At 73.4% G+C, this 25012-nt stretch carries 24 protein-coding genes; 16 read left to right on the forward strand and 8 right to left on the reverse strand.

The window, feature by feature from the left end; genetic code table 11:
* Positions 1-45: 45 nt before the first annotated feature.
* From cobO to cobA, 10 genes are read left to right on the forward strand one after another with little or no spacing between them, the layout of a single operon-like run.
* Positions 46-657 (forward strand): cob(I)yrinic acid a,c-diamide adenosyltransferase, encoded by a 612-nt coding sequence (cobO, locus tag PSH03_RS21475; protein WP_210786348.1) that lies wholly within the window; start codon positions 46-48, stop codon positions 655-657.
* Positions 651-2006, forward strand: a complete 1356-nt coding sequence (locus PSH03_RS21480; protein WP_238690219.1) for a cobyrinic acid a,c-diamide synthase CobB — start codon at positions 651-653, stop codon at positions 2004-2006. Before cobO ends, PSH03_RS21480 begins: the two co-directional genes overlap by 7 nt.
* Positions 2003-2779 carry a precorrin-2 C(20)-methyltransferase gene (cobI, locus tag PSH03_RS21485; RefSeq protein ID WP_238690220.1) on the forward strand — a complete coding sequence of 259 codons (777 nt, stop codon included), beginning with the start codon at positions 2003-2005 and terminating at the stop codon, positions 2777-2779. Before PSH03_RS21480 ends, cobI begins: the two co-directional genes overlap by 4 nt.
* Positions 2776-3621 carry a precorrin-4 C(11)-methyltransferase gene (cobM, locus tag PSH03_RS21490; protein WP_238690221.1) on the forward strand — a complete coding sequence of 282 codons (846 nt, stop codon included), beginning with the start codon at positions 2776-2778 and terminating at the stop codon, positions 3619-3621. Before cobI ends, cobM begins: the two co-directional genes overlap by 4 nt.
* Positions 3618-4769: a cobalt-precorrin-5B (C(1))-methyltransferase gene (locus PSH03_RS21495; protein WP_210786352.1), complete on the forward strand. Its 1152-nt coding sequence runs from the start codon at positions 3618-3620 to the stop codon at positions 4767-4769. The genes cobM and PSH03_RS21495 overlap by 4 nt, the downstream gene beginning before the upstream one ends.
* A complete protein-coding gene (cbiE, locus tag PSH03_RS21500; RefSeq protein ID WP_308194393.1) occupies positions 4766-6082 on the forward strand; it encodes a precorrin-6y C5,15-methyltransferase (decarboxylating) subunit CbiE in 1317 nt (438 codons plus the stop codon). The genes PSH03_RS21495 and cbiE overlap by 4 nt, the downstream gene beginning before the upstream one ends.
* Positions 6079-7806 carry a precorrin-3B C(17)-methyltransferase gene (gene cobJ / locus PSH03_RS21505; protein ID WP_238690222.1) on the forward strand — a complete coding sequence of 576 codons (1728 nt, stop codon included), beginning with the start codon at positions 6079-6081 and terminating at the stop codon, positions 7804-7806. The genes cbiE and cobJ overlap by 4 nt, the downstream gene beginning before the upstream one ends.
* On the forward strand, positions 7794-7991 hold the full coding sequence (locus PSH03_RS21510) for a DUF362 domain-containing protein (RefSeq protein WP_112588067.1): 198 nt from the start codon (positions 7794-7796) through the stop codon (positions 7989-7991). Before cobJ ends, PSH03_RS21510 begins: the two co-directional genes overlap by 13 nt.
* Positions 7988-8584 (forward strand): precorrin-8X methylmutase, encoded by a 597-nt coding sequence (locus tag PSH03_RS21515; protein ID WP_210787252.1) that lies wholly within the window; start codon positions 7988-7990, stop codon positions 8582-8584. Before PSH03_RS21510 ends, PSH03_RS21515 begins: the two co-directional genes overlap by 4 nt.
* The gene (gene cobA / locus PSH03_RS21520; protein ID WP_238690223.1) at positions 8581-10236 is read left to right on the forward strand and encodes a uroporphyrinogen-III C-methyltransferase; all 1656 of its coding nucleotides are present in this window, start codon (positions 8581-8583) and stop codon (positions 10234-10236) included. The genes PSH03_RS21515 and cobA overlap by 4 nt, the downstream gene beginning before the upstream one ends.
* Here cobA and PSH03_RS21525 read toward each other — a convergent pair whose 3' ends face one another.
* The 7 genes from PSH03_RS21525 to PSH03_RS21555 all read right to left on the reverse strand — a co-directional run bounded on the left by PSH03_RS21525 (position 10237) and on the right by PSH03_RS21555 (position 16747).
* Positions 10237-12393, reverse strand: coding sequence for an ABC transporter permease (locus tag PSH03_RS21525; protein ID WP_238690224.1), 2157 nt, complete (start codon positions 12391-12393; stop codon positions 10237-10239).
* On the reverse strand, positions 12390-13070 hold the full coding sequence (locus PSH03_RS21530) for an ABC transporter ATP-binding protein (protein ID WP_238690225.1): 681 nt from the start codon (positions 13068-13070) through the stop codon (positions 12390-12392). Before PSH03_RS21530 ends, PSH03_RS21525 begins: the two co-directional genes overlap by 4 nt.
* Complete coding sequence (locus PSH03_RS21535) at positions 13067-13591, reverse strand: PadR family transcriptional regulator (protein WP_091398392.1); 525 nt, start codon at positions 13589-13591, stop codon at positions 13067-13069. Before PSH03_RS21535 ends, PSH03_RS21530 begins: the two co-directional genes overlap by 4 nt.
* 117 nt (positions 13592-13708) lie before the next feature.
* On the reverse strand, positions 13709-14071 hold the full coding sequence (gene crcB / locus PSH03_RS21540; RefSeq protein ID WP_238690226.1) for a fluoride efflux transporter CrcB: 363 nt from the start codon (positions 14069-14071) through the stop codon (positions 13709-13711).
* Positions 14068-14541, reverse strand: coding sequence for a fluoride efflux transporter FluC (locus PSH03_RS21545; protein WP_238690227.1), 474 nt, complete (start codon positions 14539-14541; stop codon positions 14068-14070). The genes crcB and PSH03_RS21545 overlap by 4 nt, the downstream gene beginning before the upstream one ends.
* Before the next feature lie 83 nt (positions 14542-14624).
* Positions 14625-15383, reverse strand: a complete 759-nt coding sequence (locus PSH03_RS21550) for a class I SAM-dependent methyltransferase (RefSeq protein ID WP_238690228.1) — start codon at positions 15381-15383, stop codon at positions 14625-14627.
* A 143-nt stretch (positions 15384-15526) separates the two neighbouring features.
* Positions 15527-16747, reverse strand: coding sequence for an MFS transporter (locus PSH03_RS21555; RefSeq protein ID WP_238690229.1), 1221 nt, complete (start codon positions 16745-16747; stop codon positions 15527-15529).
* Between the two features lie 135 nt (positions 16748-16882).
* Between PSH03_RS21555 and PSH03_RS21560 the strand changes: the two genes are divergently transcribed.
* The 3 genes from PSH03_RS21560 (at position 16883) to PSH03_RS21570 (ending at position 19883) form a co-directional block, all read left to right on the forward strand.
* Positions 16883-17332: a MarR family winged helix-turn-helix transcriptional regulator gene (locus PSH03_RS21560; protein WP_238690230.1), complete on the forward strand. Its 450-nt coding sequence runs from the start codon at positions 16883-16885 to the stop codon at positions 17330-17332.
* A gap of 78 nt (positions 17333-17410) precedes the next feature.
* On the forward strand, positions 17411-18718 hold the full coding sequence (gene paaK / locus PSH03_RS21565; RefSeq protein WP_238690231.1) for a phenylacetate--CoA ligase PaaK: 1308 nt from the start codon (positions 17411-17413) through the stop codon (positions 18716-18718).
* A 58-nt stretch (positions 18719-18776) separates the two neighbouring features.
* Positions 18777-19883, forward strand: a complete 1107-nt coding sequence (locus PSH03_RS21570) for a nucleotide disphospho-sugar-binding domain-containing protein (protein WP_238690232.1) — start codon at positions 18777-18779, stop codon at positions 19881-19883.
* A 264-nt stretch (positions 19884-20147) separates the two neighbouring features.
* On the opposite strand, the gene PSH03_RS21575 is transcribed toward PSH03_RS21570, so the two are convergent.
* Entirely contained in the window at positions 20148-22628 is a 2481-nt protein-coding gene (locus PSH03_RS21575; protein ID WP_238690233.1) for an IPT/TIG domain-containing protein, read from the reverse strand.
* A gap of 420 nt (positions 22629-23048) precedes the next feature.
* Here PSH03_RS21575 and PSH03_RS21580 point away from each other — a divergent pair, with 420 nt between their 5' ends.
* From PSH03_RS21580 to PSH03_RS21590, 3 genes are all read left to right on the forward strand, one after another.
* Positions 23049-23711, forward strand: a complete 663-nt coding sequence (locus tag PSH03_RS21580) for a pentapeptide repeat-containing protein (RefSeq protein ID WP_238690234.1) — start codon at positions 23049-23051, stop codon at positions 23709-23711.
* A gap of 15 nt (positions 23712-23726) precedes the next feature.
* Positions 23727-24296: a kinase gene (locus PSH03_RS21585; RefSeq protein ID WP_210787365.1), complete on the forward strand. Its 570-nt coding sequence runs from the start codon at positions 23727-23729 to the stop codon at positions 24294-24296.
* 147 nt (positions 24297-24443) lie between these two features.
* On the forward strand, positions 24444-25010 hold the full coding sequence (locus PSH03_RS21590) for a dienelactone hydrolase family protein (RefSeq protein ID WP_238690235.1): 567 nt from the start codon (positions 24444-24446) through the stop codon (positions 25008-25010).
* Positions 25011-25012 lie beyond the last annotated feature (2 nt).

Here is a 25012-nt window from a genome sequence, read left to right on the forward strand (position 1 = left end):
AAACTGCAAGATCGCGGGAGTGCTGACGCGAGGGAGTGAGTGCTGATGCCGCAGGGACAACCTAGTTCGGTGCCTCTTGACGGGTTGACGACCCGGCAGCGGCGGCACCGGCCACTGCTGATCGTCCACACCGGACAGATGAAGGGGAAGTCGACGGCCGCCTTCGGGCTGGCCCTGCGGGCCTGGACGGCCGGGCTGCCGGTCGGGGTGTTCCAGTTCGTCAAGAGCGCCAAGTGGCGGGTGGGGGAGGAGAACGCCTTCCGGGCGCTCGGCGAGGTGCACGAGCGCACCGGCCAGGGCGCGCCGGTGGCCTGGCACAAGATGGGCGAGGGCTGGTCCTGGATCCAGCGCGGCGGCGACGCCGACCACGCCGCCGACGCCCTGGAAGGTTGGCGGCAGGTCCAGCGTGACCTGGCCGCCGAGCGCTACGGGCTGTACGTGCTGGACGAGTTCACCTACCCGATGAAGTGGGGCTGGGTGGACGTCGACGAGGTGGTCGCCACCCTGGCCGACCGCCCCGGCTTCCAACACGTCGTGATCACCGGTCGGGACGCCGACCCACGCCTGGTCGCCGCCGCCGACCTGGTCGCCGAGCTGACCAAGGTCAAGCACCCGATGGACGCCGGCCAGAAGGGCCAGAAGGGCATCGAGTGGTGAGCGCACACTGGGCGCTGCCCCGGGTGGTGGTCGCCGCGCCGGCCAGCGGACACGGCAAGACGACTGTGGCCACCGGGCTGCTCGCCGCGCTGCGCCGACGGGGCCTGACGGTCAGCCCGCACAAGGTCGGCCCCGACTACATCGACCCCGGCTACCACGCCCTCGCCGCCGGCCGACCCGGGCGCAACCTCGACCCGTTCCTGGTCGGGGCCGACCGGATCGCCCCCCTGCTGCGACACGGCGCGAGCGTCCCCACGCCCGCCGACATCGCCGTGATCGAGGGCGTCATGGGCCTGCACGACGGCGCGGTGGGCCGCCGCGACTACGCCTCCACCGCGCACGTCGCCCGGCTGATCGAGGCACCCGTGCTGCTGGTACTGGACACCACCGCGCAGGGCCGGTCGGCCGCCGCGCTCACCCTCGGCATGGCCGCGTTCGATCCGGCGGTACGGGTCGGCGGGGTGATCCTCAACCGGGTCGGCTCACCCCGGCACGAGACGCTGCTGCGCGACGCCCTCGCCGAGGTGCACGTACCGGTGCTCGGGGCGGTGACCCGCGCCGCCGAGGTGGCCGCGCCGGCCCGGCACCTCGGGCTGGTGCCGGTCGCCGAGCGGGCACCCGAATCCGTCGCGATCGTCACCGCGCTCGCCGAACTGGTCGAGGCCACAGTGGACCTCGACGCCGTGCTCGCCCTGGCCCGGACCGCCCCCCCGCTGACCGGCCCGGCGTGGGACCCGGTCGTCGCCGTCGGCGGGCCGGCCGGCGTCGAGCGACCACGCGTCGCCCTCGCCGGTGGTCCGGCCTTCACCTTCTCGTACGCGGAGACCGCCGAACTGCTCACCGCCGCCGGCGCGGACGTCGTCACTGTCGACCCGCTGCGAGACCCGGCGCTGCCCACCGGCACCCGGGCGGTGGTGATCGGCGGCGGCTTCCCCGAGGCGTACGCCCAGACGCTGGCCGACAACACGGCGCTCCGCGCCGAGCTGGCCGACTTCGCCGGGCCGATCGTGGCCGAGTGCGCCGGACTGCTCTACCTCGGGCGGTCCCTGGACGGCGTACCGATGTGCGGCCGACTGGATTTGACCGCCCGGATGACCGACCGGCTCACCCTCGGCTACCGGGAGGCCCTCGCCGTCACCGACTCCCCGGTGGCGCGCGCCGGCGAGCCGGTACGCGGCCACGAGTTCCACCGCACCACCACCGACCCGGGGCACGGCGACGCGCCGGCGTGGCGCTGGAACGACACCGGGCACGGCTTCGTCGCCGGTCGGGTGCACGCGTCCTACCTGCACACCCACTGGGCCGGTCACCCGGACGCGGCCCGTCGACTGGTCGAGGCGTGCCGGTGAGCGCCGACGTCACGCTCACCGGGGTCGGCGTCGGGCCGGGCGACCCGGAACTGCTCACCGTCAAGGCGGTGCGGCTGCTGCGCGAGGCCGACCTGGTCTTCGTACCCGTGATGGCGGACCGGGTCGCGCCCACCGCGACCGCCGGTGCGACGCCGCCGAGTGCGGACGGGCGGGCCGAGACGACAGTGCGCTCCCATGTCGCGGCGGAGCGGCTGCGCCGGCTGCCGTTCGCGCTGGACGACAGGGGTGGGGTCACCGCGCGCCGGGCGGCGGCCTGGGACGACGCCGCCCGGGTGGTGGTCGAGGCGATCGACGCGGGCGCCCGGTCCCTCGCGTTCGCCACCATCGGCGACCCCAACGTCTACTCCACCTTCGGTTACCTGGCCCAGAGCGTCCGCGCGCTGCGCCCGGAGGTGCGGGTGGCGACAGTGCCCGGCGTCACCGCCATGCAGGAGCTGGCGGCTCGCAGCGGCACCCCGCTCTGTGAGGGACGCGAACCGCTCACCCTGCTGCCGGCCACCGCGGGCCTGGCGCTCTTCGCCGACGCCCTCGCCGGGCCGGGCACCGTCGTCGCCTACAAGGGCTGGCGGCGGCACTCGGAGCTGCTCACCGAGCTGCGCCGGCAGGGTCGCCTCGCCGACGCCGTGCTCGGACGCAGCCTGGGGCTGCCCGGTGAACGCATCGGGCCGGTCGACGACACCGAGCACGACCTGCCGTACCTGTCGACGCTGCTGGTTCCGGCCCGCCGTGAGCACCGAGGAGGAAAGCTGTGACCAGCGACGGCACTGTGTGGTTCGTCGGAGCCGGTCCGGGGGCGGCGGACCTGCTGACGCTGCGGGCCGCCCGGGTCATCGCCGAGGCGGACATCGTGATCTGGGCGGCCAGCCTGGTGCACGCCGACGTGCTCGACCACGCCCGCCCCGGCGCGGAGATCGTCGACTCGTCGCAGCTGCCCATCGAGGGGGTGCTGCCGCTCTACCGGCGCGCCGCCGAGCAGGGGCTGACCGTGGCCCGGATCCACTCCGGAGACCCGGCGCTGTGGGGCGCGGTGCAGGAGCAACTGGACGTGTGCCGGGCGCTCGACCTGGCCGTCGAGATCGTGCCCGGGGTGTCCTCGTTCACCGCCGTCGCGGCGATCGTCGGACGGGAGCTCACAGTGCCCGAGGTGGCCCAGTCGGTCATCCTCACCCGCCTCGAAGGCGGCAAGACCCCGATGCCGCCCGGCGAGCGGGTCCGCGACTTCGCCCGGCACGGCACCACAATGGCGCTGTTCCTCTCCGCCGCCCGCTCCGGGCAGGTGCAGGCCGAGCTGCTGGCCGGCGGCTACCCGGAGGACACCCCGGCGGTGGTGGCGTACCAGGCGACCTGGCCCGACGAACTGGTGGTGCGCTGCACGATCGGCACCCTGGCGGCGACGGTCAAACAGCACAAGCTGTGGAAGCACACCCTCTTCCTGGTCGGCCCGGCACTCGCCGCCGAGGGCACCCGCTCGCACCTCTACCACCCCGGGCACTTCCACACCTTCCGCCGGGCCGAGCCGGCCGCCCGCGCCGAGCTGCGCCGCCAGGTCGGCGCCCGCACCGGGGGGACAGCCACACCGGGGCACACACCATGACGTACGCCGAGCCGCCGCTGCGCGAGCCGGACCTGCCGCGCACCGCGAAGGTCCGGCCCACCGCGCTGCGCACCGGCTGGACCACCGGCGCGTGCGCCACGGCGGCGGCCAAGGCCGCTGTCACCGCGCTGGTCACCGGCACCACCCAGCAGGAGGTGGAGATCGGGCTGCCCGCCGGACGCCGGGTGCGCTTCCCGGTGGAGCGCTGCGAGGTGACCGGCACCCCACCGGTCCGGGCCGAAGCGGTGGTGGTCAAGGACGCCGGGGACGACCCGGACGTCACCCACGGCGCCGAGCTGACCGCCACAGTGAACTGGACCGACGTCCCCGGCCTGCGGCTGGCCGGCGGCGCCGGCGTCGGCACTGTCACCAAGCCCGGCCTCGGGCTCGCGGTCGGTGGCCCGGCGATCAACGACACCCCGCGCCGGATGATCGGCGAGGCGGTGGCCGAGGTGGTCGACCTCAGCGAGGTCGGAGTTCGGGTGGTGATCAGCGTGCCCCGGGGCGAGATCATGGCCCGCAAGACCACCAACCGCCGGCTCGGCATCCTCGGCGGCATCTCGATCCTCGGCACCACCGGGATCGTCCGCCCCTTCTCCACCGCGTCGTGGCGGGCCAGCGTCGTGCAGGCAGTGCACGTGATGGCCGCCCAGGGCGAGCCGACAGTGGTGCTCTGCACCGGCGGGCGTACCGAGCGGGCCGCCCGCGCGCTCCTGCCCGACCTGCCCGAGGTCTGCTTCGTCGAGGTCGGCGACTTCACCGGGGCCGCGGTGACCGCCGCCGTGGGTGACGCCATGACCGGAGTGGTCTTCGTCGGCATGGCCGGCAAGCTCGCCAAACTCGCGGCCGGCATCCTGATGACCCACTACACCCGCTCCAAGGTGGACCTCTCCCTGCTCGGCGCGGTGACCGCCGAGGCCGGCGGTGACCCGTCGCTGGTCGCCGCCGTGACCGAGGCGAACACCGGGCGGCACGCGTACGAGCTGTGGGAGGCCGCCGGGCTGCTCGCCCCGGCCGGCGACTTGCTCTGCCAGCGGGTCCGCCAGGTGTTGCGGCGCTTCGCCGGGCCGACGGTCACCGTCGACGTGGCGATGGTCGACTTCGCCGGAGCGCACGTCGTCGCCTCGTCCGGCAGGTGGCCCCGATGACGCGGGTGGCCCCGACGACGCCGCTGGCCCCGGTGACCGCCGTGACAGTGGTCGGCCTGGACGCGGCGGGCGCACCGCCGCACCCCGTGCTCGCACCGGTGCTGGCCACCGCCGGGCTGGTGGTCGGGGCCGCCCGGCACCTGGCCGCGGTGCCCGTACCGGCCGGCGCGGACAGCATCACCCTTGGGCCGCTCGCCCCCGCCCTGCGCCGCCTCGCCGAGGCCGTCGCCGCAGGGGTGCCGGCCGTGGTGCTGGCCAGCGGCGACCCCGGTCTGTTCGGCATCGTCCGGCGGCTGCGCGCGGCCGGGCTGCCACTGCGGGTGGTGCCGGCGGTGTCCAGTGTGGCCGCCGCGTTCGCCCGCGTCGGGCTGCCCTGGGACGGCGCCGCAGTGGTCACCGCGCACGGGCGCGACCCCCGAGCCGCGGTGAACGCCTGCCGGGCGCTGCCACTGGTCGCGGTGCTCACCGCACCCGGCGCCGGCGCGGCCGAGCTGGGCGCCGGCCTGATCGGCTGGTCCCGCCGCCTGCTGGTCGCCGAGCACCTGGGCACCGCCGCCGAACGGATCCGCGCGGTCGCCCCCGAGCAGGCCGCCGCCGAGACCTGGGCCGACCCGCACGTCCTGCTCAGCCTCGCCGACCCCGAACCGGCCGGGTCCGCGCCCGCCGACCCCGTTCCCGTCGGGGCTGCGCCCGCCGATGTCGTTCCCGAGACGGCCACGGCCGGCGGGATGCGTGCCGACAACCAGCCCGCCGCCGCGCCGGCCGGCGGCTGGGCGCTGCCGGAGGACCGGTACACCCACCGCAACTCCATGATCACGAAGTGGGAGGTGCGGGCCCTCGTCGTCGCCCGGCTGCGCCCCCGGCTGGGCCGGCTGATCTGGGACATCGGGGCGGGCAGCGGCTCGGTCGGCATCGAGTGCGCGCTGCTCGGCGCGGCAGTGCTCGCCGTCGAACAGGACCCCGACGCCGGTGCCACCATCCAGGCCAACGCCGCCGCGCACGCCGTGCACGTCCGACTGGTTAGCGGACGTGCCCCGGCGGCGCTGGCCGACCTCCCCGAGCCCGACGCGGTCTTCGTCGGCGGTGGCGGCGTCGACGTCCTCACCGCGGTGGTGGCCCGCCAACCCGAGCGGGTGGTCCTCACCCTGGCCGCACTGGACCGGGTCGCACCGGCAGTGGGTCTGCTGCGCGCCGCCGGCTACACCGTCGAGGGCAGCCAGCTCTCCGCCGCCCGCCTCGCCGACCTGCCCGGCGGGTCGATCCGCCTCGCGGCCACCAACCCGGTGGTCGTCCTCACCGGGGAGCGCCCGTGACCGATCAGAACCCGCCAGCCCGGATCGGCCTGGTGGCGGCCACCGCCGCCGGCCGCCGCCACGCCGACACCCTGACCGCCGCCTGGCCGCACGCCCGGCTGGTCGAGGGGGAGACCGTCGCCGACGCGCTGCGGACCGCCTGGGTCGGGTGTGACGCGGTCATCGCGTTCCTGGCCACCGGTGCTGTGGTGCGGATCGTCGCGCCGCTGCTCGACGACAAGCGCACCGACCCGGCGGTGGTGGTCGTCGACGAGGCGGCCCGGCACGCCGTGGCGCTGCTCGGCGGACACGCCGGCGGGGGCAACGCGCTCGCCGAGCGGGTCGCCGCCCTGCTGGACGCCCGACCGGTGATCACCACCGCCACCGACGCTGTCGACCTGCCGGGGTTGGACACCCTCGGCTGGCCCGTGCAGGGCGCTGTCGCCGCGGTGTCCCGGGCCATCCTGGACGGCGAGCCGGTCCGGCTGATCGCCGACGCCGACTGGCCGCTGCCCGCCCTGCCCCCGAACGTGCGCGCGGCCGACGAGGACCCGACGGACGACGGGTACCGGCTGCTGGTCACCGACCGGGTCGTGTCACCCGACGAGCGGACCGCCGTGCTGCGGCCGCCGTCGCTGGTCGTCGGCGTGGGCGCGAGTCGGGGCGTACCCGCCGCCGAGGTGGCGGAGCTGCTGCACCGGGTGCTGGCCGAGGCCGGCCTCGACCCGGCGAGCCTGCGCTGCCTGGCCACCGCCGACATCAAGGCCGACGAGGCGGGCATCCGCAGTACCGTCGACGCGCTCGGCGTACCCCTGGTGACCTGGCCGGCGACGCGGCTGGCGGCGGTGGACGTGCCGCACCCCAGCGAGGTGGTCCGTGCCGCGGTCGGCACGCCGAGCGTGGCGGAGGCCGCGGCCCTGCTCGGCCCGGACGGCCGGGCCGACGGCGCGACGCTGCTGGTGGGCAAGACCGCGACGGCGATGACCACCGTCGCGGTGGCCCGGCACGCGCCACGCGGCCGGCTGGCCGTCGTCGGCCTCGGGCCGGGCGCCGCCGACCTGCGCACCCCCCGCGCGGTGGCCGAGCTACGTCGCGCCGCAGTGGTGGTCGGCCTCGACCAGTACCTGGAGCAGGTCCGCGACGTGCTCCGCCCGGGAACCCGGGTGCTCTCCAGCGGGCTGGGCGCGGAGGAGGCACGGGCGCGCGCCGCCGTCACCGAGGCCGCCGCCGGCCGGGCGGTCGCGCTGATCGGCTCCGGCGACGCCGGGGTGTACGCGATGGCCAGCCCCGCCCTCGAGTACGCCGACGAGCGCATCGACGTGGTGGGCGTGCCCGGCGTCACCGCCGCCCTCGCTGCCGGGGCGCTGCTCGGCGCGCCACTCGGCCACGACCACGCCTACCTGAGCCTGTCCGATCTGCACACCCCGTGGGACGTCATCGAGCGGCGGGTGACCGCCGCCGCCGAGGGTGACTTCGTGACGCTCTTCTACAACCCGCGTAGCCGGGCCCGCGACTGGCAGCTCGGCAAGGCGCTCGGCATCCTCGCCGCCCACCGGTCACCGGACACCCCGGTGGGCGTGGTGCGCAACGCCAGCCGCCCCGGCGAACGGGTGCACCTCGCCACAGTGGCCACGCTCGACCCGGCCATCGTCGACATGTACAGCGTCGTGGTGGTGGGCAGCAGCGACACCCGGCTGATCGCCGGCCGGATGGTCACACCCCGGGGGTACCGATGGCGCTCGTGACGATCGACGCCTGCCAGGGCTGCGGCGCCTGCCTGCTCACCTGCCCCACGCACGCCATCCGACCGGTCGCCGGTGGCCTCACGGTCCGCGCCGACCGGTGCACCGGCTGCCTGGAGTGCCTGGAGATCTGCCCGGTCGACGCGATCCGCGTCGTCGAGCCCGACCCCTGTGAAGGAGCCCGATGAGCCGGGTGGTGCACCCCATCGAGGCCGAGTCGTACCGCATCCTGCGCGAGCGCGTCGACCTGTCGCACCTGCCGCCGCTGAGCCGCGCCGTGACCGAGCGGGTGGTGCACGCCAGCGCCGACCTCGCGTACGTCGACGAGCTGGTCTGCGACGAGGCCGCCCTGGAGTCGGGGCTGACGGCGCTGCGCGCCGGTGCGCCAGTGGTCACCGACGTGGCGATGGTCGCTGCCGGCATCACCCGGGCCGGCCTGGAACTGGTCTGCCCGGTCGCCGAGCCGGCCGCCGCCGCGCTGGGCCGCTCGGCCGGGATCACCCGCTCGGCGGCGGCCGTCCGGATCGCAGTGCAACGGGTCGGGCCCGGCGCGGTCTGGGTGGTCGGCTGCGCGCCCACCGCGCTTGTCGAACTGCTCATAGTGGACGCCGCACCGGCGCTCGTCGTCGGCCTGCCGGTCGGCTTCGTGGGCGCCGCCGAGTCGAAGGCGGCGCTGCGGGCCAGCGGCCTGCCCGCCGTGTCCAACGTGGGGGAGAAGGGTGGCTCGGCGGTCGCCGCCGCCGCCCTCAACGCCCTGCTCTACGTCGAGGAGAAGTCATGACCGGGTTGGTCGTCGTCGGGCACGGCACGCGCAGCGCGGCCGGGGTCGAGCAGTTCGCCGCTCTCGTCGAGCGGGTCCGTCGTCGCGGTGACATCGGCGACGTCGAGGGCGGCTTCATCGAGCTGTCCCGCCCACCGCTGACCGACGCTGTCGGCGCGCTCGTCGCCCGCGGGCACCGGGCGCTGGTGGCGCTGCCGCTGGTGCTCACCGGCGCCGGTCACGGCAAGGGCGACATCCCCGCCGCGATGGCCCGGGAGCAGCAGCGCCACCCCGGGCTGAGCTACCGCTACGGCCGCCCGCTCGGCCCTCACCCGCTGCTGCACGAAGCCCTCGAACAGCGCATCGACGCCGCACCGGCCGGCGCCGACCGGGCCGGCACGGAGCTTGCTGGTGCCGACCGGGCCGGCACGTGGGTGGCGTTGATCGGGCGGGGGTCCACCGACCCGGACGCCAACGCCGAGGTCGCCAAGGTCGCCCGGCTGCTCTGGGAGGGGCGCGGCTACGCGGGTGTGGAGCCGGGGTTCATCTCCCTGGCGCAGCCGTCGGTGCCGGCGGTGCTGGAGCGCCTGCGCCGCCTCGGTGCGCGCCGGATCGTGGTGGCACCGTACTTCCTGTTCGCCGGTGTGCTGCCGGACCGGATCGTCGCCCAGTCGGCGGAGTTCGCCGCCGCCCACCCCGACCTGGACGTCCGCGTCGCCGAGGTGATCGGCGACTGTGACGCCCTCGCCGACCTCGTCCTGGAGCGGTACGCCGAGGCACTGGGCGGGGACATCCGGATGAACTGCGACACCTGCGCGTACCGGGTGCTGATGCCCGGCTTCGCGGACAAGGTGGGTCGCCCGCAACGCCCGCACGACCACCCCGACGACCCGGTCGGCCACCACCATCACCGGCACGACCACCACGACCACGGGCACGGCTCGGTCGCCGTGGTCGGTGGCGGGCCGGGGCCCGACGACCTGATCACGGTACGCGGAAAGGCGCTGCTCGACGCGGCGGACGTCGTGGTGGTCGACCGACTCGCCCCGCAGGGGCTGCTCGCCGGGTTGCGCCCCGACGTGCTGGTGGTCGACGCCGCGAAGGTGCCCCGTGGCCCGTCGATGGCCCAGGAGGCGATCAACGAGGCCCTGGTGTCGCACGCCCGCGCCGGTCGCCGCGTGGTCCGGCTCAAGGGTGGTGACCCGTATGTCTTCGGGCGCGGCCACGAGGAGGTGCAGGCGTGCGTGGCGGCCGGTGTGCCGGTGACGGTGGTGCCGGGGGTGAGTAGCGCGCTCGCCGCACCGGCCCTCGCCGGCGTGCCGGTGACGCACCGGGGCGTGGCGCACGACGTCACAGTCGTGTCGGGGCACCTGCCGCCCGGGCACCCCGACTCGCTCGTCGACTGGGCGGCGCTGGCCCGGGCCCGGGGCACCGTCGTGTTGCTGATGGCCGTCGACACCATCGCCAAGATCGCGACCGTGCTGATCGAGCACGGTCGTGCCCCGGAGAGCCCGGTGCTGGCCGTGCAGGACGCCGGGCTGCCCGACCAGCGATCGGTGCCCGCCCGGCTGGACGAGATCGGCGCCGTCGCCGCCCGGGAGGGCGTCGGCCCACCCGCCGTCTTCGTCCTCGGCCCGGTGGTGGCCCTCGCCACCACTGGGCCGACGGGATGACTACTCGCTGCGGGCGGTCTCCGGCCCGGTGATGCGTTCCAGCAGCGGCAGGGTGGAGGCGATGACGCCGAGGCAGGCTGCCAACCCGACCACGACGATCACGTAGAAGCCCGGCTGCGGCGCGACGAGGGTGTAGTCCATCTGCGCCCGGAGGAACAGGTGGGCGGCGAGGAGGCCCATGCCGATGGCGACGGCGGCGACGGCGAGCATCGGCACGGCGCTCTCCAACGCCACCACCCGACGCAGGACCCGCACCGGAGCGCCGCTGAGGCGCAGCAGGCTGAACGGGCGTCGGCGTTCGGTGAGACCGCCGATGACGCTGACCGCGAGGCTGCACCCTCCGAGCGCGAGGCTGGCGATGATGACGACGTTGGCCAGCTGCTCCCAGCCGCGCAGCGTGTTCGCGAACTCCGACTCGAAGTCGCCGGGCACGTTCGGTGCCACCCGGAAGGCCGGGAAGGCGGCCTCGAGGACGGTGCGTGCGCGTTCGACGGTGGCTGCGGATCCATCCGTGTCGACGACGATCGACATCACCGGCAGCTGTTGGAGATCGCCGACCGAAACCGAGGCGGAGGGCCAAATCCTGGCAGACGACGCCGATGCCCGGAAGGGGACGAGGCCCGTCGCCACCTCTGCGACTGTGGCGCCCTCGGCACACCGGCCGTACGCGTTCGGGATGTCGGTGCACGCGATCAGGCCGGGCTCGCTGGCGGTCATCCAGTCCGGGTTCTCGCGAACCGCGGCCGCGGACCGCACACCAGTGAGCGAGCGCAGCTCGGTGAAGAGCGTGTCAGGCACTGCCGGCGCATCCTCGGGAAGGTAGAGAGACACCTGTCCCGCCTCGGCAGACCCGACCGGGGCCGGACCGCGCTCGGCGACGATCGTGGTGATCACGCCGACGGACACGCTCGTGACGAAGAGCGCGAGCATGATGCCGCTGATCGCCCGGAAGCCGGCCTTCGGGTTGTCGGCGAGGCGTCGCGCGGCGATGAGCGTGGCCGGGCGGTTGGCGTACCGGGCCAGGATCCGGGCGCCGACCATCGTCAACCACGGGCCGGCGAGGACCAGGCCGGCCATGATGAGCAGCAGGGCGGGCAGGAAGACCGCGGCCTGGCCGTCGGACGTCGGAGGCCGGAAGCCGATGGCGAAGAACAGCACCGCAACGCCGAGCAGGATCGGGATCAGCCGGTACGCGCGCGGCGCCCGAGGGGTGACCCGCCGGGTGACGCCCAGCGGCGAGATCCGTACCCGGCGAAGCGAGACCTGGGCCGCCACCGCCGCACCGGCCGGGACGCCGAGCGCCACCAGCAGGGTGTCCAGCACGCCCAGGGACATGTCGCTGGGGAAGAACGGCATGCCGGTGAACGGGATGCCCGCCATCGAACCGCGCAACGCGTAGAACAGTGCGAAGCCGACAGCGGTGCCGGCGGCGGCCGCGACGGCCGCCTCCACGGCCGCGACCAGCGAGATCTGCCTCGGTGTGGCGCCGACCAGACGCATCGCGGCGAAGCGCTGCTCCCGGCGGGCGGCGCTGAGCCGGGTGGCGGTGCCAATGAAGATCAGCACCGGGAACAGCAACCCACCGGCGATCACGCTCAGGATGAGGTTCATCGTCGTCTCGGGCAGCGCGGGAATGTCGCCGACGGTGGTGAGCTGCTTGGCGAGGGGCACCTTGGCCACCTCGTCGGGGGTGCCGCCCCGGATGACGAGCAGGGTGTCCGGTGAGGTCAATCCGGCCGGACCGACGGTGCCGACGTCGCGCCCCGGGTAGCGGTCACCCAGTTGTTCGGCCGGGTGGGCGGCCAGCAGCTTCCGAAACGCCGGCGAGGCGTAGTACTCCCCGGGCCTTGGCGTGTTCGGGACACCGGTCGGGGTGGGCGCGTCCGGACCGGTCGCGGCGACGTCGATCCGGATGATCTGCTTGCCGTGGAAGTAGTCTTCGCGCGTCGACCACCACAGGGGATCGGCGTCGCCGCCCGTCGAGGCGTTGGGATAGATCGACGCATACCGGGTGAGCTGGGCGTTCACCGCGTTGACCCCGGCGAGAGTGGTCAGCAGCAGCCCGCTGCCGACTGCGACGGCGGCGGCGATGACGATCAGGCGGGTGAGCGCCTCACGGCCACCGGCCACGGCGAGGCGGAGCCCGAAGCGGATCACGAGGCGATCCGATCCGGCGCGTTGACACGCCCGTCGCGGACCATGACCTCGCGGTCGGCGTACGCCGCGATCCTCGGCTCATGGGTCACCAGGATGACTGTGGTGCCCTGCTCGCGGGCGGCGCCGACCAACAGGTCCATCACCTCCTCACCGGTGAGCGAGTCGAGCGCGCCGGTCGGCTCGTCGGCGAAGAGCACCTGCGGCTCGGCGACCAGGCCGCGGGCCAGGGCGACGCGTTGCGCCTGCCCGCCGGAGAGCTCACCCGAGCGGCGCTGCTCCAGGCCGTCCAGGCCGAGGCGCGCGAACCAGGCTCGCGCCCTGGGGAGCGCCTGCTTGCGGTGTACGCCGCTGAGCAGCAGCGGCAGCGCGACGTTCTCCACAGCGGTCAGCTCGGGAACGAGCTGGCCGAACTGGAACACGAAGCCGAAGCGGTCCCGGCGCAGGCTGCTGCGCTGGGTCTCGGCCATGGCGTCGACCCGCGCCCCGTCGAAGAGGATCTCTCCGGAGTCGGGCACCAGGATGCCGGCCAGACAGTGCAACAGGGTGGACTTGCCGGAGCCGCTGGGGCCCATCACGGCGAGGATCTCGCCCGCCTCCACGGCGACGCTCGCGCCGCGCAGGGCGGGGGTCTGACCGAAGGAGAACTCCACGTCGCGCGCTTCGATCACGACACTCACGGCCGCACCTCTTTCCGCAGGGCGTCCAGTCGGGCACCGGTCATCTCGATCCATCGGAGGTCCGCCTCCAGGTGGTAGAGGCCGTGGTCGGCGAGCAGCGCGTCGACCAGACTGCCGGCGCGCTTGATCTCGGTCAGCTCACGCATCCGGTGCAGGTGCGCGCTGCGCTGGGTGTCGAGGTATTCGGCGGCCGGCCGGTCCAGCATCAGCGCGAGCACGACCTTGGCGAAGAGCACCGTCTGCAGGTGTGGTTCCGGGTCGACCGGTTGGGTCAGCCACTGCTCGACCTCGGTCGCGCCGACGTCGGTGATGATGTAGCGCTTGCGGTCGGGGCCGGAGCCGGGGGCGACGTCGCTGATCACCACCTTGCCGTCGCGGGCCAGTCGGCTGAGGGTGGAGTAGACCTGGCCGAACGGCAGTGGCTTGCCCCGGCCGAAGAAGGCGTCGTAGTCGCGCTTCAGGTCGTAACCGTGGCTGGGCTCCCGTTCGAGGAGGCCGAGAAGAGTCAGTGGCACGCTCATGCCAGCAGACTACACCGAGGGTATACATCGCGTATATACCCTCGGTGTGTTGCCGACCGACGCCTGGTCCAGGCGTTGGTGTCGGGTGGAAACGGGTGGGGCGCGGCGGGCGCGCGGTCAGCCGGTCAGGGCGCGGGCCAGGGCGTAGCCGGCGGTGGCAGCGGCGAGCCCGGCGGTCACGCTGCCCAGCACGTTGGTCAGCGCGAGGAGCCGATGGCCGCCAGTGGTCAGTCGCAGCGTCTCGTAGCTGAAGGTGGAGTAGGTGGTCAGCGCACCGCAGAAGCCGGTGCCGAGCAACGCGCTGACCGCCGGGCCGGCCGGCCACCCGACCAGGACGCCGAGCAGCAGCGACCCGGCCACGTTGACGAGCAACGTCCCCCAGGGGAACGTCGAGCCGTGCCGGGACTGCACGGCCCGGTCGGTGAGGTAACGCAACGGCGCGCCGACGGCCGCGCCCAGGGCGATCAGCAGCACGGTCATCGGGTCGCCCGCCGCAGCAGCCCGGCGGTGCCGGCGTCGCCCAGGGCGACCGCGACGAGCGCCCCGAGCAGCGTCGCGGCGAGGTACGCCAGCGCGGTGCCCGGTGCGCCCACGACGATGGCCTGCTGGACGTCGACCGCGTAGGTGGAGAAGGTGGTGAACCCGCCGAGCACCCCGACCCCGAGGAACGGGCGAACCAGCGGGGGCCCACCGTCGAGCTGCCCGAGCACCGCCATCAGCACGCCGATCAGCAGGCAGCCGGACGTGTTGATGGTGAACGTCGCCCACGGGAAGCCGGTCGGTGGGTGCGGAACGGCGTGTTGCAGGCCGGCCCGGGCCAGCGCGCCGAGCACCCCACCGGCCGCGATCGCGGCGAGGATCGTCGCGGGACGCGCGGTCAGTTCGCGGCGGTCGGCGGGGACGCGCAGGTCGACGTCGGGGTCGGTACGCGGTTCGAACGGCTCTGGCACGGCTCCTCAGCCTAGTGCCGGCGACGACGGCGTCGGTCACCTCCCGACGAGGGCGCGTCAGTCACCTCCCGGCGAGGGTGGCGTCAGCGCACCGCCGCGACGACGGCGTCCGGGCCGCCTCGCCAGACCGTGCCGACCTCGCTGAAGCCGGCCGCGGTGAGCGCGGCCAGGTGCCAGGAGGCCGGCGGGTTCCACTCGGGGCTGTGCCCGGTCGGGTAGATGGCGTGCCGCTGGGCGACCAGCGGGGCGAGCGTCGGGTCGGCGCCGGCCCGCTCCCACCAGTCCGACCAGGACAGCGTCGAGCCGGCGGCGTACCGGGCGTTGCGCCGGTCCCGGGCGCGGTCCATCAGCCGCTTGGTCAGCTCCGGCAGGGTGTCGTCGGGCATGTGGTCGGCGTTGACGAAGACGCCGCCCGGTCGCAGCACGTCACGCAGTTCGGCGTAGAGCTGCCCGAGCCGGTCGGCCGGCAGCCAGTGCAGGGCGGTGGCGGTGAGGACGGCGTCGAACTCCTGGTGGGGGAGCGCGGAGCGCCACTCGGGGGTGCCGAGGTCGGCCGTGACGATGGTGGCCCGGTCGGCCAGCGAGGCGGCGGCGATGGCGAGCAGCGCCGGGTCGAGGTCGACCAGTGTCGGCTCCGCGGCGGGGAAGCGAGCGAGGGTCCGCAGCGAGATGCTGCCGGTGCCGCCGGCCAGGTCGAGCACCCGCGGCGGCCGGCCGTCGAGGACCGCGTCGACGGTGTCGAGCATGGCGGTGAACCGGTGTTCCCGGTCGGGGAGGTAGGCCTCCTGCTGACGGTCCCAGCTCTCCTGCCAGGCCCAGGGATCCACAATGTAAGGACTCATAGCGTTCAGGCTAGTTACGGCACGAGCCTGTTGTCCAGACCTTGTTGCACATCTTTTGCAATTGCGAGACGATGGCAGGGCGATGATCAGAGCGACGCCGGGCCGGGTGACCCGCCCGGCCCGGCGTCCTCCTCCCGGCGGGGTCAGACCGTGCTGTCCACCAGGCTCGCGTCGGGCCGGGTCGGCTCGTCGCGCCGGGCCAGCCGCAGCGCCCCGAGGAGCACGCCCAGCCCGATGAGGGTGAGTGCGGCCCCGGCCCAGATCGGCGAGGTGTAGCCGAGTCCGGCGGCGATGGTCACCCCGCCGATCCACGCGCCCAACGCGTTGCCGAGGTTGAACGCGGCGATGTTCGCCCCGGACGCCAGGGTCGGCGCCTGGTGGGCGTACCGCATGATCCGCATCTGCAGCGGCGGCACTGTGGCGAAGCCGAACCCACCCATCAGCACCAGCGCGATGATGGTCAACACCGGATTCGTGGCGGTCAGCGCGAAGCCGACGAGCACCACTGTGAGCACCGCCAGGACGGTGACCAGGGTGCGCGACAGTGACCTGTCCGCGGCCCGACCGCCGAGCAGGTTGCCCGCGAAGAGCCCCACGCCGAAGAGGACGAGCAGCCACGGCACGGTGCTGCTGGCGAAGCCGCTCACCTCGGTCAGCGTGTAGGCGATGTAGGTGAACGCGCCGAACATCCCACCGAAGCCGAGGACGGTGATCACCAGGGAGAGCCAGACCTGCGGGTGGGTGAAGGCGCGCAACTCGCCGCGCAGCCCACCGGCCGGGCGGTCGGCGTTGGCGGTGTCGCCCGCCGGGATGAGCAGGGCCAGGCCGATGAGGGCGACCACCCCGATGGCGGTGATCGCCCAGAACGTCGACCGCCAGCCGAAGTGTTGCCCGAGGAAGGTGCCGAACGGCACGCCGAGCACGTTGGCGATGGTCAGGCCGGCGAACATCATGGCGATGGCGCCCGCCCGTCGGGCCGGTGCGACCAGGCCGGCGGCGACAACGGCGCCGATGCCGAAGAACGCGCCGTGGCAGAGCGCGGCGACGATCCGGCCGGCCATCATCACGGCGTAGTCGTCGGCGACGGCGGAGAGCAGGTTGCCGATGATGAAGAGCACCATCAGGCCGAGCAGTACCGGTTTGCGCGGCAGTCGGGTGACCGCCGCGGTGAGGGCGACCCCGCCGACGGCCACGCTGAGCGCGTAGCCGGAGATCAGCCAGCCGGCGACCGGCTCGGTGACAGCGAAGTCGGCGGCCACCTCGGGCAGCAGCCCCATGATCACGAATTCGGTGAGCCCGATGCCGAAGGCGCCGATGGCCAGCGCGATCAGGCCGGGCGGCAGGGACTGTGGGCGTACGGGCATTGTCTTCCCATCGGGAGAGGGCAGTTATGCGGCGTGTGCAACTACAGGCGCCGGCAACGAAATACTTGCACGCGCTTCATATCGGCGCAAGCGTGGTAACCTGGGGTCCGTTCAGATCACACCCAGGAGGCCGGCATGGGCATCGCCGACGACGCGGTCGAGATCCGCGCGCAGGGTTGGCGCACCCTCGCCGCCCTGCACGGGCTGATCGAGACATCCCTGGAGCGGGCCCTACAGGCCGGCCACGGCCTCTCCGTCGTCGAATACACGGTGCTCGACGCGCTCTCCCGCCAGGATGGCTGGCACATGCGGATGAGCCAGCTCGCCCGCGCCGCCGCGCTCTCCGGCAGCGCCACCACCCGGCTGGTCACCCGCCTCGAACAGCGAGGGCTGCTCACCCGCATCCTCTGCGCCGACGACCGGCGCGGCATCTACACCGAGCTGACCCCGGCCGGCTCCGAGCTGCTCGCCCAGACCCGACCTACCCATGACCGGGTGCTCACCGACGCGCTCGCCCAGGCGGAGGCCACCCCCGAGCTGGCGCCGCTGGTCGACGCCCTGCACCGGCTGCCGGCCACCCGCTGACCGCCCGCCGGCCGCGGGCGACAGCGGGCGTACGGTACCCGCAGCCCCACCGGGACCGCCGCGCCAAGGAGGCAGCCGATGCAGGACCGCACCCCTCGTCCGGAGGAGCTGGAGCCGATCGAGCGCGCCGGCATCGACGAGCTGCGCGCCCTGCAACGCGACCGACTGCGCTGGTCGTTGCGGCACGCGTACGACAACGTGCCGCACTACCGGCAGGCGTTCGACGCGGCCGGGGTGCACCCCGACGACTGCCGGGATCTCGACGACCTGGCGCGCTTCCCGTTCACCGGCAAGGCGGAGCTGCGGGAGAACTACCCGTTCGGCATGTTCGCCGTACCCCGCGAGCGGGTCGCCCGCCTGCACGCCTCCTCCGGCACCACCGGTCGGCCGACAGTGGTCGGCTACACCCGCGACGATCTGCGCACCTGGGCGCGCCTGATGGCCCGCTCGATCCGCGCCTCCGGCGGCCGCCCCGGCGACCGGGTGCACGTCGCGTACGGCTACGGGCTCTTCACCGGTGGCCTGGGCGCGCACTACGGTGCCGAGGAACTGGGCTGCACCGTCATCCCGGTCTCCGGGGGCATGACCGAACGTCAGGTCATGCTGATCCGCGACTTCGAGCCCGAGGTCATCATGGTCACGCCCAGCTACCTGCTGGCCATCGTCGACGAGATGCGCCGCCAGGGCATCGACCCGCGGGCCACCTCACTGCAAGTGGGCATCTTCGGTGCCGAGCCGTGGACCGAGGACATGCGCCGCGAGATCGAGCAGCAGTTGGACATCCACGCCGTCGACATCTACGGGCTCTCCGAGGTGATGGGTCCCGGCGTGGCGACCGAGTGCGTCGAGACCAAGGACGGGCTGCACCTCTGGGAGGACCACTTCTACCCGGAGATCATCGACCCGGTCACCGGGGCGGTGCTGCCCGACGGCGAGCGGGGTGAGCTGGTGTTGACCTCCCTGACCAAGGAGGCGATGCCGGTCGTGCGCTACCGGACCCGCGACCTGACCCGGCTGCTGCCCGGCACCGCCCGCCCGATGCGCCGGATCGAGAAGATCACCGGCCGCACCGACGACATGATGATCCTGCGTGGGGTGAACATCTTCCCCACCCAGATCGAGGAAATGATCCTGCGTACCCCGCAGCTCTCGCCGCACTTCCAGTGCGTCCTCGATCGGCACGGCCGACTGGACACCCTCACGGTGCGGGTGGAGCGGCGGGCCGACGTCGACGTGGACGCCGCCGAGCGGGCCAGCGACACGCTGGTCCAGTTGGTGAAGAACACCATCGGCGTGAGCGTGGCGGTCGACGTTCTGGCCCCCGACACCGTAGAACGGTCGATGGGCAAGATGCGCCGCATCGTCGACCAGCGACCGTCTGTCTGACCGCTGCCCGACGTTCCGGGCCCTCGGGCATGGCAGTGGTCGACATAGGATCCTGCCCATGCGCGTGCTGGTGGTCTCCGCCCCGCTCGTCGGGCACGTCTTCCCACTGGTGCCGCTCGCGGTCGCGTTGCGCGACGCCGGCCACGACGTGCTGGTGGCCACTGGCGGCGGAGCTCTGGCCGCCGCCGAGGCGGGTCTGCCGGTGCACGACATCGCACCGGGCTTCGACTTCGGGCGTATCGCGCTGCGGGTCTTCCCCCGCCATCCGCTGATCGCGCGGGCGGAAATGGCCGGCACCGCCGGCACCCGGGGCGCCGGCCTGTTGTTCGGCGCGCTCAACGACCAGCTCACCGACCCGGTGGTGGCGCTCGCCACCCGGTGGCGGCCGGATCTGGTGCTGTACGAGCCGTTCGCGGTCGCCGGTGCGGTGGCCGCCGCACGGCTCGACGTGCCGGCCGTACGCCAGGAGAACGCCCTCTTCGACGGCCGGGACCTGGTCCGCGCCACCGTCGCCCGACTCGGCGCCGCGTTGCGCCGCCACGGCCTCACCGAGCTGCCCGCGCCGGCCGCCGCCCTCGCCGTGGCCCCACTCAGCGTCGCCACGCAGGGCGGCTGGCCGATGCGCTACACGTCCTATGTCGGCGGCGGGGAGTTGCCGGCCTGGCTGCGCGAGCCGGGTGAGCGCCCCCGCATCCTGGTCACCCGCAGCACCCTCACCGGCCCCGGCGACCGGGGGCCGATGCCCGCCGTGGTGGCCGCCGCCGCCCAGGTGGACGCCGAGATCGTGCTGGTCCGCCCCGACGAGCGGTCGGCCCGCTCGGTGCCCGGCAACGTGCGGGTGGTCGGCTGGATTCCGCTCGACGAGGCGTTGCCGGCGAGCGCGGCGCTGGTGCACCACGGTGGTGCGGGCAGCGCCTTCGGCGCACTCGCCGCAGGTCGGCCCCAGCTGGCCACCACGGGTCCGGGGGACCGGCGGCACAACGCCGAGCTGGTGGCCCGCCGGGGCGCCGGCCTGGCGCTGCGCTCCCGGGACATCACCGCGCAGGCGCTGACCCGGCTGCTCACCGACGAGCGTCTGCGGACCGCCGCCGCGCAGGTCAGCCGCGAGATCGCGGCGATGCCGCCACCGACCGACCTGGTCGCGCGGCTGGCGGCACTGGTCTGACTCTTAATCCGCGGGTTGTCGACTCCAGTCAAGGGGATCGGGCCGGTGTTCGCCGAGCGGATCGTCGATCACTTTGGCGTGGACACGTTGCAGGTCATCAAGGATGAGCCGGGCCGGTTGGTCGGGCTTGTCAAACGAACCGGCATCCTTGTGCGGAACTGGAGGGCTCTGGCCGCCGCACCCGACAACGGTCAGGGACCTCGGGAAAGTCGTCCGCGTGCGTCCCGGCCAGGGCCCAGTCTGGGCCCTGGCCGGGACTACCGGTCAGTCGATTCGGCCGGCGCGCTGCCGGCCGCGGGTCAGCAGCACGAGGACGACGCCGAGGAGCGCCAGCATCGCCCCGATGGTCAGCGGTGCGGCGATGGTGTCACCGGTCACCGGCAGAATCCGCGAAACGTAGCGGAAGGTGAGCCCGTTGGAGGATCCACCGTCGGTGCTCACGATGACCGTGGTGTTTCCAGCCGGGCAGGGCGGGGTGCGGAAGGTCAACGTGCGACCGTCCGCTGCCACCGTGACCTGGCTGGCCGGGATGGTCTTTCCGCAGATGGTGACCACTGTCGCGCCCGGCATGAACCCGGAACCACCGACCGTCACGGTCGTGCCGCCGCCGGTTGGCCCCTGACTCGGGTTCACGGTGTCGATGCGCGGTGGGGCGATTTCGTAGGTGAACCCGCCTGGTTCGGTGACGTCGTCACCGGGCAGCTGCACGGTCACGTCCACCGGGCCGGGCAGGCCGGGTGGGGTGACGACGGTCAGCGAGGTGCCGTTCGGGTTCACGACGAGGTTGGTCCCCGGAGTGTTGTCGAAGTTCACGCCGGTGGCGCCGGTGAGGCCGGTCCCGGTGATCGTCACGGTGGTACCACCGGTGATCGGGCCGGTGTTCGGCACGATCGAGGTGATCGTCGGCGCGACGTACGTGAACGGTGGCGCGACGGCGGTGCCCGCAGGGAACACCAGTCGCACGTCCGCAGGTCCGGCGGTGTTCGGCGGGGTCACGACGGTGATCGTGGTGCCGGCCGGGTTGACGGTGAAACCGGTGCCGGGCACCCCGTCGAAGGTCACTCCGGTCGCCCCGGTGAAGCCGGTTCCGGTGATGGTGACGGTGGTGCCACCTGAGGTCGGCCCGGTTGTCGGGGTCAGTCCGGTCGCGTTGGCGGCGCTGCCGTCGGCGACGTAGGTGTAGTCAAGCGGAGTCGCCGATCCGCCGCCGGTGGTCACCACCACGGCCGCCGGCCCGACCGCGCCGGGCGGCGTGACCGCCGTCAGCGACGTGCCGCCCGGGTTGACCGTGACGTTGGTGGCTGGCGCACCGTCGAAGGTGACGGTCGTGTCACCGGGGACGAGGCCGGTGCCGGTGATCGTCACCGTCTGGCCGCCTGATTGCGGGCCGGTGTTCGGCGTGATCGACGCAGCGGTGGGCGGTGCCGCCACGTACGTGAACCCGTTCGGTGCGGTCGCGTTCGCGCCTGGGATGAGCACGGTCACGTCCACCGGACCGACCTGCCCGGGTGGTGTGACCACGGTCAGCGAGGTGCCGCTCGGGTCCACGACGAGGTTGGTGCCCGGCGTGTCGTCGAAGGTGACTCCGGTCGCGCCGGTGAACCCGGTCCCGGTGATCGTTACCGTCGTACCGCCGGTTGTCGGGCCGGTGTTCGGCACGATTGACGTGATCGTCGGCGCGATGTAGGTGAACGTCGGCGCGGTCACCCGACCGGCCGGAAAGACCAACTCGACCAGGGCCGGTCCCTCCGGGTTCGGCGAGGTCACCACGGTGATCGTGGTGCCGGCCGGGTTGACCGTGAACCCCGTGCCGGGTAGCCCGTCGAAGTCCACTCCCGCCACACCGGTGAAACCGGTGCCGGTGACCGTTACCGTCGTGCCGCCGGCGGTCGGCCCGGATGTCGGCGTAAGACCGGTGATGACGGCCGCGCTGCCGTCGGCCAGGTACGTGTAGCCCAGCGGCGGCGACGTGCCGTTCACCGTACTGACCACGACCGACGCGGGACCGACCGCACCAGGCGGAGTGACCGCCGTCAGCGAGGCACCGCCCGGCGCCACCGTGACACCGGTCGCCGGTACGCCGTCGAAGGTGACCGTGGTGCCGCCCGCAATGAAGCCCGTACCGGTGATCGTCACCGTCTGACCGCCCGACTGCGGGCCCTCGTCCGGGGTGATCGTCGCGGCGGCGGGCGCCGCCGGTGGGCGCTCACAGGTGGCCTCGGCCACGATCACGGTCCCGACCGGGATGGTCGTCGGGACGCCGAGGACGGTGCCCGACAGGGTGAGCGTGGCCCGCACTGCGATGGCGGTGGCGCCGGTGGCGGTGGTCGTCTCGACGCGGGTCAACGAGGCGTTCAGGCTGGCACCCGCCAGCCCCGGCACCACGACGGCCGCGCTGCCCACGACGGCGGGGGTGTTCGCCGTCAGCGTGACCGCCGAGCCGAACAGCTCTAGCCCGGCGAGCGTGGTGCCCGCACTGGTCGCGCCTGTCTGCGGGCAGGTCGCGGAGGCGGTGACCTCGGTAGCGTCCAGCACGTCGATACCGAGCACGGCCAGGTTGAGGCCGTTGACGCTGGACGACGCCGACGACACACCCGCCGCCCTGGTGGCGGTGACCTCCTCGACGGTGCCGCTGGCGGTCACTCCGAGCGCCCCGGGTACCGAGATGGCCAGCAGGGTTTCGGTGTCGGTACCGCCGGCGGCCGGCGCGGTGGCCGTACCGATGACAGCATCGGCGGTGATCACGGCTATACCGGCCACCTCCGCGGACAGGTCGATAACGGCACCGCGTGCGTTCGCGTCCCCCGGTGCCGCCCGTGCCGGCGTCCCCAACCCCAGGGTTGCCAGGCCGGCGACCAGCATCGCCGTGGACGCGCTTGTGATTCTTCGCAGGACAGGCCTCACCAATTTCCCCCGTTCAGTGGACTGACGGGCCTGTTCGCATGGCGCACCCGTCAACAACTGAACGAGGGCAAAGCGGACAAGTTGTGGCATAACGCAACCGGGCGTCGATCGGACCTGCGACGTCTGGCACCGGGTCGGCCTGCGGCGTCGCTGATCTTCCTAAGGGAGGACAGCACCCGCGGGTACGCCACGCCACACCCGACCCACCACGGGACGCGCGGGGTGGCGTGCCTACCCCGCGCCCACACAGGTTGAGGACACATGCGCACCACCACGATCGGCGACGTGAAGGTCCTGCTGCCGGACCTCGAACCGGACGACCTCGACACCACGGCGGACCTTGACGGCGGCCTCACCGAGGCCGTGGTCGAGGGCACAGCGTGGCACGGCGCGCACCTTGAGGACGCCCGCATCCGCAGCAGCCTGATCACCGGCGTGGACCTGAGCGAGAGCACTTGGGAAGCGGGCAGCCTCTACGGCTGTGAGATCACCCGCACCGACTTCTCCGGCGCGACCCTGACCGGCATCACCATCGAACGCTGCGCGATTACCGGCTCCCGGTTCACCGGCACCAGACTCACCGACGTACGCCTCAAGGACGTCCTGTTCGACGGCTGCCGCTTCGACTACGCCACCTTCCAACGCGTCACCGCCGCCGGCTCGGTCGCGTTCACCGACTGCACTCTCACCAACGGCGCGTGGTCTTCGTGTCGACTACCTCGCATCGCCCTGCGGTCATGTGACCTCACCGGACTGGAATTGGACTCTTGCCACCTCGACGGCACCGACCTGCGCGGCAGCCGGCTGAAGGGCCTCAAGACGCCGCTGGACAACCTGCGCGGCGTCACCCTCGGCGAGGACCAACTTCCTGACCTCACCCAACTGACCGTCGCCGCTCTCAATCTCACCGTGCGCAACGACTGAAGCCGAGGAGGCATCGTGCTCGCTGAACCCACTGGCAGCCCGGACACGATCCTCGTCTGCGTCCGGGGCAACTCCGGCTCCGGCAAGAGCAGCATCGCCCGCGAGCTACGACGCCGACACGGCCGGGGCTGCGCCCTGGTCGAGCAGGACTACCTGCGCCGCATCCTGCTGCGCGAGCGGGACAAGCCCGGCGGCGCGGCGCCGGCGTTGATCGGGCAGACCGTCCGGCTTGCGCTTGACCACGGCTATCACGTCGTGCTGGAGGGCATCATGCACAGCAGCCGCTACCGCAGCGTGCTGACCTCCCTGCGGGACGACCACCGCGGCCGGTCACTGTTCTGCTATCTCGACGTGTCCCTGGCCGAGACCCTGCGCCGACACCTCACCCGCCCGCAGGCCGGTGAGTTCACCGCCGAGCACATGAGCGGCTGGTACGCCGCCCATGACGTCCTGGGCTGGCCCGACGAACTCGTCCTCCCCGAGACCACCGGACTGAACGAGGCCGTCAACGCCATCGCCGCTGCGGCTGGGCTACCCCAGACCGGACGCGACGACGACGTGCTCCCGAGCGTCCCGTCCCGGTAGAGCAGCTCAGCCGGCCATCGATGTCGCCATCCCGGCGCACCGTTCGCCAACACAGCCCCGAGTGGACACCCGATGACTCGACCACGATCATGCTCCCACTCCGCGTGGCCACACCGGACGGCCGCTCGACTGCGGCAGGATGACCGGATGCGACACGTCGTGCTGTTCCACTCCGTGTACGGGCTGCGGCCCGCCGTGCGCGCCGCCGCCGACCGGTTACGCGCCGCCGGGCACCAGGTCAGCACCCCAGACCTGTACGGCGTCCCGGCCACCGACACCGTCGAGGAGGGCTTCGCGCTACTCGAGAAGATCGGCCAGGAGGTGGTGCTGGACCGAGCCCGCGACGCGCTGCGTGACCTGCCACCGGCCACGGTGCTCGCCGGCTTCTCGATGGGTGCCGGGGTGGCCGGGGCGCTGCTGGCCGAACGCCCCGACGCCGCCGGGGTGCTCCTGCTGCACGGCACCGGCGGCGCCCCGGACGCGGTCCGACCCGGGTTGCCGGTGCAGCTGCACCTCGCCGACCCCGATCCGTACGACGCGCCGGACGAGGTCGACGAGTGGCAGCAGGCCCTGACCGACGCCGGGGCCGACCTGACGGTCTTCCACTATCCCGGCGTGGGCCACCTGTTCACCGACCCGGACGCCACCGAATACTCCCCGGACGCCACCGCGGCAGCCTGGCCACGCGTGCTGGCCTTCCTGGCCGCCCGCTGAAC

Origin of the sequence: Micromonospora salmantinae, from assembly GCF_022230905.1 — a bacterium.
Taxonomy (GTDB): Bacteria; Actinomycetota; Actinomycetes; order Mycobacteriales; family Micromonosporaceae; genus Micromonospora; species Micromonospora salmantinae.

Coding starts and splice junctions, on each gene's coding strand:
- cobA (WP_238690223.1), top strand. CDS start 8,581: ATGACCGGGTTGGTCGTCGTCGGGCACGGCACGCGCAGCGCGGCCGGG.
- paaK (WP_238690231.1), top strand. CDS start 17,411: ATGCAGGACCGCACCCCTCGTCCGGAGGAGCTGGAGCCGATCGAGCGC.
- cobO (WP_210786348.1), top strand. CDS start 46: ATGCCGCAGGGACAACCTAGTTCGGTGCCTCTTGACGGGTTGACGACC.
- PSH03_RS21560 (WP_238690230.1), top strand. CDS start 16,883: ATGGGCATCGCCGACGACGCGGTCGAGATCCGCGCGCAGGGTTGGCGC.
- PSH03_RS21550 (WP_238690228.1), bottom strand. CDS start 15,383: ATGAGTCCTTACATTGTGGATCCCTGGGCCTGGCAGGAGAGCTGGGAC.
- PSH03_RS21580 (WP_238690234.1), top strand. CDS start 23,049: ATGCGCACCACCACGATCGGCGACGTGAAGGTCCTGCTGCCGGACCTC.
- PSH03_RS21495 (WP_210786352.1), top strand. CDS start 3,618: ATGACGTACGCCGAGCCGCCGCTGCGCGAGCCGGACCTGCCGCGCACC.
- PSH03_RS21555 (WP_238690229.1), bottom strand. CDS start 16,747: ATGCCCGTACGCCCACAGTCCCTGCCGCCCGGCCTGATCGCGCTGGCC.
- cbiE (WP_308194393.1), top strand. CDS start 4,766: ATGACGCGGGTGGCCCCGACGACGCCGCTGGCCCCGGTGACCGCCGTG.
- PSH03_RS21590 (WP_238690235.1), top strand. CDS start 24,444: ATGCGACACGTCGTGCTGTTCCACTCCGTGTACGGGCTGCGGCCCGCC.
- crcB (WP_238690226.1), bottom strand. CDS start 14,071: ATGACCGTGCTGCTGATCGCCCTGGGCGCGGCCGTCGGCGCGCCGTTG.
- PSH03_RS21510 (WP_112588067.1), top strand. CDS start 7,794: ATGGCGCTCGTGACGATCGACGCCTGCCAGGGCTGCGGCGCCTGCCTG.
- PSH03_RS21570 (WP_238690232.1), top strand. CDS start 18,777: ATGCGCGTGCTGGTGGTCTCCGCCCCGCTCGTCGGGCACGTCTTCCCA.
- PSH03_RS21515 (WP_210787252.1), top strand. CDS start 7,988: ATGAGCCGGGTGGTGCACCCCATCGAGGCCGAGTCGTACCGCATCCTG.
- PSH03_RS21535 (WP_091398392.1), bottom strand. CDS start 13,591: ATGAGCGTGCCACTGACTCTTCTCGGCCTCCTCGAACGGGAGCCCAGC.